At 37.9% G+C, this 11,829-nt stretch carries 14 protein-coding genes; 4 read left to right on the plus strand and 10 right to left on the minus strand.

The window, feature by feature from the left end; genetic code table 11:
* Positions 1-61: 61 nt before the first annotated feature.
* From AS4_RS17630 to AS4_RS17655, 6 genes are all read right to left on the minus strand, one after another.
* Positions 62-724 carry a DUF4272 domain-containing protein gene (locus AS4_RS17630; protein WP_096735036.1) on the minus strand — a complete coding sequence of 221 codons (663 nt, stop codon included), beginning with the start codon at positions 722-724 and terminating at the stop codon, positions 62-64.
* Between the two features lie 102 nt (positions 725-826).
* Complete coding sequence (gene hisG, locus AS4_RS17635; protein WP_004723724.1) at positions 827-1,522, minus strand: ATP phosphoribosyltransferase; 696 nt, start codon at positions 1,520-1,522, stop codon at positions 827-829.
* Positions 1,523-1,526: 4 nt separating this feature from the next.
* Positions 1,527-2,786 carry a UDP-N-acetylglucosamine 1-carboxyvinyltransferase gene (gene murA, locus AS4_RS17640; RefSeq protein WP_004817645.1) on the minus strand — a complete coding sequence of 420 codons (1,260 nt, stop codon included), beginning with the start codon at positions 2,784-2,786 and terminating at the stop codon, positions 1,527-1,529.
* Between the two features lie 6 nt (positions 2,787-2,792).
* The gene (ibaG, locus tag AS4_RS17645; protein ID WP_004723729.1) at positions 2,793-3,044 is read right to left on the minus strand and encodes a BolA family iron metabolism protein IbaG; all 252 of its coding nucleotides are present in this window, start codon (positions 3,042-3,044) and stop codon (positions 2,793-2,795) included.
* A 137-nt stretch (positions 3,045-3,181) separates the two neighbouring features.
* Positions 3,182-3,523, minus strand: coding sequence for a ribosome hibernation-promoting factor, HPF/YfiA family (gene hpf / locus AS4_RS17650; protein ID WP_096735037.1), 342 nt, complete (start codon positions 3,521-3,523; stop codon positions 3,182-3,184).
* A 179-nt stretch (positions 3,524-3,702) separates the two neighbouring features.
* Positions 3,703-5,151: an RNA polymerase factor sigma-54 gene (locus tag AS4_RS17655; RefSeq protein ID WP_034613871.1), complete on the minus strand. Its 1,449-nt coding sequence runs from the start codon at positions 5,149-5,151 to the stop codon at positions 3,703-3,705.
* Positions 5,152-5,674: 523 nt separating this feature from the next.
* Between AS4_RS17655 and AS4_RS17660 the strand changes: the two genes are divergently transcribed.
* The 4 genes from AS4_RS17660 (at position 5,675) to AS4_RS17675 (ending at position 8,957) form a co-directional block, all read left to right on the plus strand.
* On the plus strand, positions 5,675-6,586 hold the full coding sequence (locus AS4_RS17660) for an amino acid ABC transporter substrate-binding protein (RefSeq protein WP_004723734.1): 912 nt from the start codon (positions 5,675-5,677) through the stop codon (positions 6,584-6,586).
* 91 nt (positions 6,587-6,677) lie between these two features.
* Positions 6,678-7,520 (plus strand): amino acid ABC transporter permease, encoded by an 843-nt coding sequence (locus AS4_RS17665; RefSeq protein ID WP_004723738.1) that lies wholly within the window; start codon positions 6,678-6,680, stop codon positions 7,518-7,520.
* A gap of 2 nt (positions 7,521-7,522) precedes the next feature.
* Positions 7,523-8,200 carry an amino acid ABC transporter permease gene (locus AS4_RS17670; RefSeq protein ID WP_004723739.1) on the plus strand — a complete coding sequence of 226 codons (678 nt, stop codon included), beginning with the start codon at positions 7,523-7,525 and terminating at the stop codon, positions 8,198-8,200.
* A gap of 13 nt (positions 8,201-8,213) precedes the next feature.
* Positions 8,214-8,957 (plus strand): amino acid ABC transporter ATP-binding protein, encoded by a 744-nt coding sequence (locus AS4_RS17675; RefSeq protein WP_004723740.1) that lies wholly within the window; start codon positions 8,214-8,216, stop codon positions 8,955-8,957.
* Between the two features lie 79 nt (positions 8,958-9,036).
* Here the strand turns inward: AS4_RS17675 and AS4_RS17680 are convergent, their stop codons facing one another.
* From AS4_RS17680 to AS4_RS17695, 4 genes are all read right to left on the minus strand, one after another.
* Positions 9,037-9,711 (minus strand): DUF799 domain-containing protein, encoded by a 675-nt coding sequence (locus AS4_RS17680; protein ID WP_096735038.1) that lies wholly within the window; start codon positions 9,709-9,711, stop codon positions 9,037-9,039.
* Complete coding sequence (locus AS4_RS17685; RefSeq protein ID WP_056515144.1) at positions 9,708-10,085, minus strand: DUF4810 domain-containing protein; 378 nt, start codon at positions 10,083-10,085, stop codon at positions 9,708-9,710. The genes AS4_RS17680 and AS4_RS17685 overlap by 4 nt, the downstream gene beginning before the upstream one ends.
* A gap of 10 nt (positions 10,086-10,095) precedes the next feature.
* Positions 10,096-10,767, minus strand: coding sequence for a CsgG/HfaB family protein (locus AS4_RS17690; protein WP_096735039.1), 672 nt, complete (start codon positions 10,765-10,767; stop codon positions 10,096-10,098).
* 131 nt (positions 10,768-10,898) lie between these two features.
* Positions 10,899-11,522 carry a LysE family translocator gene (locus AS4_RS17695; RefSeq protein ID WP_096735040.1) on the minus strand — a complete coding sequence of 208 codons (624 nt, stop codon included), beginning with the start codon at positions 11,520-11,522 and terminating at the stop codon, positions 10,899-10,901.
* Positions 11,523-11,829 lie beyond the last annotated feature (307 nt).

Here is an 11,829-nt window from a genome sequence, read left to right on the forward strand (position 1 = left end):
TTCAACTTACTTTAATAGGAAAGTTTGATTGCAAATCACTTTTGACACAGCAAACTTTTATTTAGGTGCTCACATCTGGGTGATCCCAATCACTATCTGCCTGAATCAGCCAGTTCAATGCACCATGCCGTTCCACAACAATAGATGAATTTAAATTTTCAGGTGCATCCTGTTGCTTTAAACGCGCATTTACACATGCCCAATCATAACGATAAATTAAATCAGCCTGATCTAAAATTTCTTCGCTATCCCGCAACTGTACTTTAGCCATAAATTCTGCAAAGGTATCGCACGACGAAACAGCCTGAATGGCAAAATCACAATCAACGATATCTGCTGGATAACTCAACTCATCCACAATCCCCAAAGCCCATAACAATACCCAGTAGGCTTCATATTTCCACACCATATTGATGATATCTTGTGCTGAAGCCTCACGCTTTAAAATTGCCTGTTCTTTCTCGGTTAAAGCGTCTAGCACCTGCATTTTCTTTAAAATATCAAATACAAATAGCTGTGTTTCATCATCATATTGATCATTATTCAGATCACAAGCAACTTGAATCACCCACAAACAAGCAATCGCGCGTTTTGCAATCTGTTCTGCACTGCGCGCTTGCACGTCTTCAGCAGCTTCGATCACAGGTAACCAGTCAATATAAGGAATTGAATACTTTTTAAGTTTTAAAATAGATTGTTCTTTGCGCTGTTGAGGTGTTTTCATAAACTCTTTTTTTTAAATCATGGATGGTTATTTTTTAACATAAATTGCATAAAAAAACCGCCTAAAATTAGACGGCATCTTTATCGAACAAACATGAATGAATTAATTGCTCTTTTGACGTTCTTCTACTGCTTTTTCAAGCTGAGTAAGAATCGGATTTAATAATGTTTGCTTACGCTTAAAGCTGGCTTTATTGACAATTAAACGTGAAGATACTTTACAGATTTCTTCCAAAGGCTCTAGACCATTGGCACGCAAAGTATTCCCTGTATCTACCACATCGACAATATAATCACCCAAACCAACCAATGGGGCTAATTCCATTGAGCCGTAAAGCTTAATCACATCAACTTGCTCACCTAAGCTCGCATAATATTGACGGGTTAAATTTACATACTTGGTGGCAATTTTTAAACGTCCTTTAGGGCGAACCATACCGACTTTACCAGCTGTCATTAATTTACAGTTGGCAATCTTTAAATCCAATGGTTCATAGACATTTTGAGCGCCATGTTCCATCAACACATCTTTACCCGCTACACCAATATCCGCTGCGCCATTTTCCACATAGGTTGGCACATCAGAAGCACGTAAGATTAAAATACGAACGGATTTGTGTGTGGTTGGGAAAATTAACTTACGAGATTTATCAGGATCTTCCAATAAGTTAATTCCAGCAGTTTCAAGTAAAGGCAACGTTTCTTTTAAAATACGTCCTTTACTCAATGCCAAAGTTAAACCATGATCAAAATTGCCCATTACGTCAAAGTTTGGATCATCGTTTCTCATATCGCTCATTAACTTACTCGCTCACTCGCTTAATTTGGGCACCTAGACCTTGTAACTTTGCTTCGATATCTTCATAACCACGATCAATATGATAAATACGATCGATGATGGTTTCCCCTTCAGCAGCTAAAGCAGCCAAAACTAAAGAAAATGAAGCACGTAGATCAGTTGCCATAACAGGTGCAGCAGATAATTTTTCCACACCTGTAACTACAGCATCATTGCCTTCAACCTGAATATTTGCGCCCATACGTGCTAATTCAGGTACATGCATAAAACGATTTTCAAAAATCGTTTCAGAAATTGTTGCAAAACCACGTCCAATGGCATTTACCGCCATGATCTGTGCTTGCATATCCGTTGGGAATTCTGGATGTGGCAAGGTACGGAAGCTGACAGCTTTCGGACGTTTCCCCAGCATATCCAATTCGATCCAATCTTCACCGCGTGTAACTTCCGCACCCATTTCTTCAAATTTATCTAAAACAGATTCAAGAAGATTTGGATCAGTATGTGTGGTTTTGACCTTACCGCCCGTAATTGCTGCCGCCGCCAAATATGAACCGGTTTCAATACGGTCAGCAACCACTGAATATTCACAGCCATGCAGACTTTCAACACCAGTGACCACTAAGGTATCTGTGTCTAAACCTTCAATTTTTGCACCCATTTTAATAAGCATTAATGCAAGGTCTGTAATTTCAGGTTCGCGCGCAGCATTACGAATTGTTGTAACACCCTCTGCCAATACTGCTGCAGTTAAAATATTTTCAGTTCCACCGACAGTCACCATATCAAAGATGACTTCACCACCTTTTAAACGGCCATCCACTTTAGCGTGAACATAACCTGCTTCGACCTCAATTTGTGCACCCAAAGCTTCTAAGGCTTTTAAATGCTGATCAACAGGGCGTGAACCAATTGCACACCCACCAGGAAGTGAAACTTTTGCACTACCATAGCGCGCCAACAGTGGCCCAAGCACCAAAATAGATGCGCGCATGGTTTTAACCAGTTCATAAGGCGCAAATTGATTATCCAGTGTAGAGGTATCTGCGATAACCGTTTCGCCCTCATAACTCATGGTGATACCTAAACCACCAATCAGCTTAACTAAAGTGCGAACGTCTTTTAGATCTGGAACATTTTTTAATGTAATTGGTGTATCTGCAAGAATCATTGCAGCCAATAAAGGTAAAGCCGCATTTTTCGCACCAGAAATACGAACTTCACCTTCGAGTTTTACACCACCTTGAATGACAAATTTATCCATTGACGCTTAAGCTCCAAACATACTGGCTTTGCGCCATTCTTCTTTAGTCATTGCACGAATAGTTACCGCATGTACCTCACCACTGGCAATATAAGAATTAAGTGGCGCGTAAACAGCTTGTTGACGAGGAACAGGACGTTTCCCTTCAAACTGATTGTCGACAATACGGAGGTCAAATTTACCTGCTTGTCCACTGACAGCAACTTCAGCATCAGGAAAAGCTGCTTTTAAGATTTCAGTGAGCTGTTCACTATTCATTGCATCGACCTCTTATAGGACTGACAGTGTAAAAACGGAATATTTTACTATAACTCACCGAAATAATTCATTAACTCGTACAAAAAAATATAGATAAAAAAAAGAGGTCTTTTCAACCTCTTTTAAAAACATCAATTTTACGTCGCTAAAACTTCCATTGGCTGATAATCCAACTGCATTTTCCGATGCTTATCTAATTGCCTTTTTAATTTATCTGTCAATTTTGTAATCGCATTATACATATCATCAGCGCTCGCTTGGGCAAAAAGCTCTATCCCTGGCAAACGAACAATTGCCTCTGCTATATGATTTGCACTGCCTTTTTTAGATCTTTTATCTAATTGATGATCTTTACTGAGTTTGACCTGCATACTATTGACCTGATCAATATGCTTGGTCATCTGGGTAAATCGATCTCGTATGTTTTCTTCTATTGCAGGTGTAATACTTAAGTGATGTCCACGGATTGTAATTTGCATAGCTTTATCCCTCTCCTTATATAGGAATATGAAAGTCATAACCCAAACGATCTCATGACAGCATTCACCAAGGAAAAAACTGTGCTCAATATCATGCAATCATTTAAGTTACTCCAAAAGACAAAAAGCGATTCATTATTTCGTCATAATGAGCAATTAGAATAGCCACACTTTAAAATTTAGATCAACACTTTTCGGTCAGATGAAGACGGAATATGTAACGATTCACGATATTTTGCGACTGTCCGTCGTGCCACATCTATCCCCTCTTCTTTTAATAAATTGGCAATTGTATTGTCTGACAACGGCTTACGTGGGTTTTCATCTGCAACAAGCTTTTTGATTTTTGCTCGGATGGCTGTCGATGATGCTTCTCCTCCAGAAGTTGTTCCCACATGACTCGAAAAGAAATATTTCAGCTCAAATAGACCACGAGGTGTCAGTAAAAACTTATTGGTGGTGACACGAGAAACTGTTGACTCATGTAATTCAACTTCTTCTGCAACATCTCGCAAAACCAAAGGTTTCATTCCTTCAGCACCGATTTCTAAAAACTCACGTTGATGTTGCACAATGCAACTTGCGACTTTTAATAAAGTTTTATGACGCTCATCGACACTTTTAATAAAGTTTTTCGCTTCAAGCATTTGATTGCGTAAATATTGGTTATCATCACTTTGATCAGCACGTTTAATCATGCCTGAATAAAATGAGTTAATTCGAAGTTTTGGTAAAATATCTGGGTTCAGTTGAACATACCAATGGTCATTTTTTTTGGACACCACCACATCTGGAATTTGATAATCTGATTCTTTTTGCTCAAATTCAGCACCCGGATAAGGTTTAAGGGTTTTCAATAAATCAATTGCTGACTTTAATAACTCAGCATTTAAACCCGTTTGCTTAATCAGTTTATTTAAGTCATTACTGACCAAAAGCTCATAATGTTTCAACAACATCAGCGCTTCTTTCCTAAACAGTGTGGTGGTAGCTAAAGCCTCAATTTGCACAAAAAGACATTCTGCTAGACTACGAGCACCAATACCAATCGGTTCTAAGCGTTGGATATGTTTTAAAACAACCAGAACCTCATCCTCTTCAACCTCAATGTCATAATCCATTTGTTGTAGTAGATGCTGTACTGAGCTGACAATTTCTTCAATATCGGCAGCCAAAAATCCTTTTTCATCTAAAGCATCGACAATGCAATACGCAATCAATTTATCCACTGGAGAAAAATGCAATAAATTGACTTGCCCCAACATATGTTCTTTTAATGATGCTTCTGAATGACGATTGTCTTCACGATCCTCAAACTCAGGGCGCTCCATTGCAGTTGATTGATGGGTATAGACATCATCCCAATCCGTATCTACAGGCAGCTCATCAGGTAAGTGGTTCGCATTTAAAGAATCCGAGAGTTCATATTCTTGTTGTTCTTGTTTTACATTTTCAGGGCTTTCATGTGTCTCTTCTTCAACTTTTTCAAGCAAAGGATTACTATCAAGTTGAATTTGAATTTCTTGTTCAAGCTCCAAACTCGATAATTGCAGTAATCGAATGGCTTGTTGCAGTTGTGGCGTAAGCGACAACGAATTTGCAACTTTTAATCCAACCGATAACTTCATACCCATAGTTCCCACACTGTATTATTTCATTTCATCTTATGTGAATAAGCAATGCAAAATTCATGCCTATTGATTTTTTATATCACAGGAAATGGATTAGGACTAGTAAAAAAAATGAATACCTTACATAAAAATGTTTGTTATTTATCAATTAAAGATAAATTTTAATAATGTCGTTTTTTTATTCAGTTTTTTAAAAAGACCTCTGATCCAGATCTGTTGAAATAGTCATCAATTATATAAATAGAAATTTAAAACCTATAAGCAAAAATAAATGGCTTTAGGGCTATTTATTTCAAAATATTTAAATAAAATAGGTTCCACTTTGTGAGACCAGTCACATTTCTAGTTTGTGAAATTTATTATTTTTATCCTTTACTTATTGGAATAGTGAGTATAAAAATAATGATATAAAGAAATATGATGAATCGTAGTTTCAAGGAAAAGGTTTGGCACGATAACTGCTTAATTTTAGAAACGAGCGGCTTAAACTGCCAAAAAAATCATGTAATGGAGAACTCAAATGACACTATCTACAAAAACACTATCAAAAAAAGTTTTAACCACAGCGCTTGGTGTACTTATGGCTGGCGGTGCTTTTTCACAGGTTCAAGCAGCAGATACATTAGCAAAGATCAAACAATCAGGGAAAGTGATCATTGGTTACCGTGAGTCATCTGATCCGATTTCCTATGTGATTGGTGGTAAACCAATGGGATATGCTGTCGATATTTGTAATAACTTTGCCAATGAGCTGAAAAAAACGCTCAAGATGCCAAATCTTAAAGTTGAATATAAAGCGGTTACCTCTTCTACGCGTATTCCAGAAATGTTGGCAGGTAATATCGATATGGAGTGCGGTACGACAACAAACTCTATTCAACGCCAACAACAGGTAAGCTTCTCAACCAACTATTATGCAACTGAAGTACGCATGGCGGTTAAAGCCAGTGCACCAATTAAAACAATTGCAGATCTAAATGGTAAAGCAGTTGTGACCACCCAAGGGACTACATCTGACAAATACATCAAAATGGGTGAGAAAGGCGAAAAAGTCAACGTAAACAACGTTTATGGTAAAGACCACTCAGACTCATTTGCCATGGTCGCTTCTGGCCGTGCTGCAGCATTTGTGATGGATGACAATATTCTTGCAGGGTTAATTGCAAAATCATCAAATCCAAAAGACTTTAAAATTGTAGGTCCAGTACTTTCTTCTGAGCCGTACGGCATTATGTTACCGAAAGGCGATGCAGCGTATAAAGCAATCGCAGATAAAACAGTAACAACAATGTGGAAAAATGGTCAAATGGCGGCGCTATATAAAAAATGGTTCCAGTCACCAATCGCACCTAAAAATGTCAATTTAAATATGCCAATGAGCTCATCATATTTAAAGCTTAAAGCCAATCCTACGGATGCTGGTATCAACTAATAACGTAGTTTAAAACAACGGTTTATAGATCAGATTAGGTTTAAAGTCTGGTCTATAAATTTTTATAAAATTAAAAATACAAGGAGCACACATGTCCGTAGGCTCACTTAACTGGACAGCATATTGTCTCCCCTCGAATGAATATAGTCTTGATAAAGCTGCATGGGCTGAATCTGTCTGTAAAGCGATTGGTGGTGAAAGTTATTCCCCTGTTGCAGATGCACCAACCTGGTTACAACTCCTAGGCTCAGGTGTTTGGACCATGGTCTGGACCGCGATTGCTGCATTTTTCATTGCATTTCTTCTTGGTTCTCTGATCGGGATTTTACGTACATTACCCAATAAACCACTTTCATTTATTGGTACTTGCTATGTCGAACTTTTCCGAAATATCCCGCTGATCGTACAACTGTTTTTCTGGGCATTCGTATTCCCGCAATTACTGCCACTCAGCTTAAGTACTGGTAGTGGAGAAATGGTTCATGGTGGATGGTGGCAAAATATTCTCAATGACAATCCCGCAGTGGTTGGGGTATTTGCACTCGGTCTATATACCGCAGCACGTATTGCTGAACAAGTGCGCTCAGGCATTAATACGGTTTCAAATGGACAAAAAAATGCAGCTTTTGCAATTGGTTTAAATCAAAGCCAAAGCTATCGCTATGTCATTCTCCCTGTCGCTTATCGTATTGTTTGGCCAACGCTCACCTCTGAAGCAATGAATATTTTCAAGAACTCTGCTGTACTGTATGCGCTGAGTGTTTTGAACTTCTTTGCTTATACCAAAACCATGCGTGAAGAAACATCTCAAGATATTGTTATTCTTATTCTTTCGACACCAGTTTACTTAGTCATTACCTATACCATTAAGTTAATCATGGCTTGGATTGAAAAACGTATGGCTGTTCCTGGTCTAGGCTCGGGGGGTAAATAGTCATGGATTTTAGTATTTTACAAAATCAAGATGTTATTCAAACGCTGATCGCAGGGTTTAAATTTACCGTTACTGTGACGATTTTATCGATTATTGGTGGGATTCTGATTGGCACACCTTTGGCCATGATGCGTTTATCCAACAATAAAGTTGCCAGTAATTTTGCTAAAGTTTATGTCGATTTCTTCCGTGGTGTACCACTGATTCAAGTGATCTTCATTTTCTATTTCTTATTGCCAAAGATTTTTGAGTTTCAGTCAGATACCTATTATGGTCCACTGTTTTCAAGTGTGGTGACCTTTGCAATTTTTGAAGCAGCATTCTTTTCAGAAATTGTACGTTCAGGGATTCAGTCTGTTTCTAAAGGTCAGGTCAATGCAGGTTATGCACTTGGTTTCACCTATGGACAAACCATGTCCAATGTGGTGTTGCCACAAGCTTTTAGAAACATGCTACCTGTCATTTTGACTCAATCTATCGTACTTTTCCAAGATGTATCCTTAGTTTACGTGATTAGTGCGCCAGACTTCTTGGGCAATGCCAATACCTTAGCAAATACCTACGGTGCTGAAACCAAAGCAACTTTCTACCTGATTGTAGCAGTTGTTTACTTCTGTATCTCCTTTGCGCTTTCACGACTTGTGAAGCGTTTACATCAAAAAATAGCAATAATTCGATAATTGGAGAATCAATATGCCAATGATAGAAATACAACATATCTCAAAATGGTATGGAGATTTTCAAGTTCTTACAGATTGCACCACTTCAATTGAAAAAGGTGAAGTTGTGGTGGTGTGTGGACCTTCAGGTTCTGGTAAATCTACACTGATTAAAACTGTAAATGCATTAGAACCGTTCCAAGAAGGCAATATTGTTGTTGATGGAACAGCCTTAAAAGATTCAAAAACTGATCTGGCAAAATTCCGTTCTCGTGTGGGAATGGTATTCCAACACTTTGAATTGTTCCCACATATGACTGTTTTGGATAATTTAACCATTGGGCAACTTAAGGTTTTAAATCGTTCTAAAGCAGAGGCTGAGAAAAAAGCATTGCAATATTTAGATCGTGTTGGTCTGGCAGCTCACAAAAATAAGTTTCCAGGGCAACTGTCTGGTGGTCAGCAACAGCGTGTTGCGATTGCCCGTGGTCTATGTATGGATCCAGTGTGCATGTTATTTGATGAACCTACTTCGGCATTAGACCCTGAAATGGTGGGTGAAGTGCTTGAAGTCATGAGTCAATTGGCAAAAGAAGGCATGACCATGATGTGTGTAACTCATGAGATGGGCTTTGCTCGTAAAGTCTCAAGCCGAGTTATTTTCATGGATCAAGGCAAGATTTTGGAAGACTGTGCAACAGATGACTTCTTTAATAAGCCGGATGAGCGCCATGAAAGAACCAAATTCTTCTTAGACAAGATTTCTATGGTGCACTAATCAGCAATATGCGTTAAACATAAAAACCCCAATTTTTAAATTGGGGTTTTTATTTAATACTCACAAACAATACCAGTGCTTAAGGTTTCAAAGCATTTTGGCTAAAGTTTGGTGAACGTGGTCCATATAACAGACCTTTTTGCTGATTTATACTCGGTGAATATAATTGCGAGCTTACAATACTTGATAAAGTATAGGCTTTGTCTGACAGATGATTGGATATTTGATCAACTAAAGCACCAACCAACGCGCCAATCAAACCCGCATTGCTATTATCATTGGCTTGCTGAAGTCGCTGTTCACCTTGCCAAAGTAATGTGCCAGTTTGTAAATCTACAAGTTTGGCTTCTACTGCAACTGCAGCTACAGATTGAATCACCTGATATTTAGAACCATACTCTTTAACTTTAATATATAACGCAGCATCCGCTCCGAAAATCTCTTTTAACTTTTGAGGTGGAATTGCTTGAGCATCAAATCCATTGGTCACCCCATTCTCTTTAAACATGGTGTCAACAACAGAAATTGGAAATACATAATAACCAGCTTCAGCTACAGGCAATGTTACTGTTGACCAATACCCATAGGTTGCACGAGTATCAGGAGACTCATTGATTGGAGGAAGTACCAAAATCGACTTAGGGATATGCTCACGATATGCTGCTAAATCACGATTCTGCTTAGGTGACACCGCACAACCGGTGAAAAGCATCATCAGTAAACCAAGTACGAAAAATTGTTTCATATTTTTCATTTGGGATTTACCTCAGTCGATTGAGGGATCATTTTCTTCAATAGACGATCCATCAATACGGTTGACTCTGGATAAATTTGGCGCTCTAACTCAAAATATTCAATTGCACGTGGGCCATTTTGAATATTAAGATTTAACAAGCCCAAATGCGCATATAAACCTGGCGGCACTGCGGCATTTTTTGCTTTTGCTTTCTCAACATCTTTTTCAAGCGCTAAAATTTGTTGCTGAGGCGAAGTTTTTTCTGGAACCGCCAGCATTAAATAGGTTTGCTGTGGATATCCGCCCCAACTATATAAAGACTGTGGTCCAGATGCACACCCAACCAAAGTTAACGTTGCAAAAAAGCTTAAAAATAATAAAACCCGTTTCATTTATTCAAACCTATTGTACGGACCACTTATTTGTTTGAATATCTGTGACAAGGTGATTAACCGCTTCGCGTACAGCCAGATCTAAAACCTTACCATTTAAGGTTGAGTCATAAGATGCTGTAGAACCAAAACCTAAAATTTCGCGTTCACTGAGCGCGTATTCACCTGCACCCTGCACAGAATGGACAACTTCTGCTGTTTTTACATCAACAACATTAATATTGACTTTTGCATAGGCAATTTGAGTTTTACCACGCCCTAGTAGTCCAAACAATTGATGGTCACCCACTTCTTTGCGCCCAAATTCAGATACATCCCCAGTGAGCACATAACGTGCGCCCTTAATGGATTGAGCTGCTTTACCAAAACCAGCCTCTTGTTGCAGCTCTGATAAATTGTCTCGATTTAAGACTGAAAAATATCCGGTTTGTTGCAAGTGCGTTTCTAAAATCGTTTTTGCTTGACCGCCTAAACGATCGACATTATCAGAGAAGATTCCGCGCATATAACTTGAGCGATTATCAAACTTACCAATCGAAACTGCTGTTTTCGCACCTGAATATTTTACCGCTGAATTCACAGCAGCCACTTGAGGTGCTTGGATGGTTTTAGAGCTTTCAGTGGTAGAACAAGCAGTAAGTACCAAGCCATTTAAGGCAGCAATTAATAATATTTTTTTCAAAATTACATCTCTCTAAGGTTTAAACCATTATAATGAATAAATATATAACACAAACTAAACACACTGTTAATTAGTTTTTAACAAATAAGATCTACTGATAAAATCCATGACCATTTTGCTCGTAAAAACAATCATTTCATACCAAAAATTAGCTTTAAACCAAGTAATGTCATGACACCGCCCGCGACTCGATCGAAGACTTTTTTAAACTTCAAATAAACACGGCGCGGCTTTTCCGCTGAAAGTGCAACAGCAACCAGTGAATACCAGCCTGCATCGATAAAAAAGCATAAGATAGGCAAAACAAAATAAAAATACATTGGAATTTCTTTGGGTAAAAGCGCAGTAAAAATACTGGCTAAAATAATCGCAATTTTAGGATTACTTAACTGGGTAATTAAACCTAAACGAAACGCTTGTTGATAACTCATCACCGTAGATGAGTCAGATGCCTGTGCCATTGGATCTTTAGCATGCTTAATAATTTTATAAGCCAGCCAAAGTAAATACAGACCACCACAAATTTTTAAAGCTAAATATGCAGAAGGTACAGCCAATAAGATTGCCTGTAATCCCATTACAGCTAAAAAACCAAATAAAGCTGCGCCCGTGCCTGTCCCTAATGCGGTAAACAAACCATGTTTACGAGAAATCGCAATTGAATTTTTAGCCACATAGACAAATGTAGGACCAGGGCTAATCGCACCTAGCATTAATGCCAATGCAATTGAACCTAAAATCAATAATGATTCCAAGAGACACCCCGACCCAGACTATTTTTAAGAATAGATATTTTACGCTACAACCGTTTTTTGAAGATATAAAAATCTTTATTATTTCGCGATTACACTTTTATTCAATGCAAATTCATCAAAATTTCAATCATAAATTTAAATACACTTGTGTATTATCATCACAAACAGAGTAAATAAATATTTTTAGAGCAAAAACTCAATAAAAAATTTATTTTTCAATATTTTAATTATATCAATAAAATCATCAAGGTATATAAAACATCCTAAAAATCCATAAAATAGACCACATTAATCACAAAAATTAACT

This window comes from Acinetobacter guillouiae, from assembly GCF_002370525.2.
In the GTDB taxonomy this organism is placed as follows: Bacteria; Pseudomonadota; Gammaproteobacteria; order Pseudomonadales; family Moraxellaceae; genus Acinetobacter; species Acinetobacter guillouiae.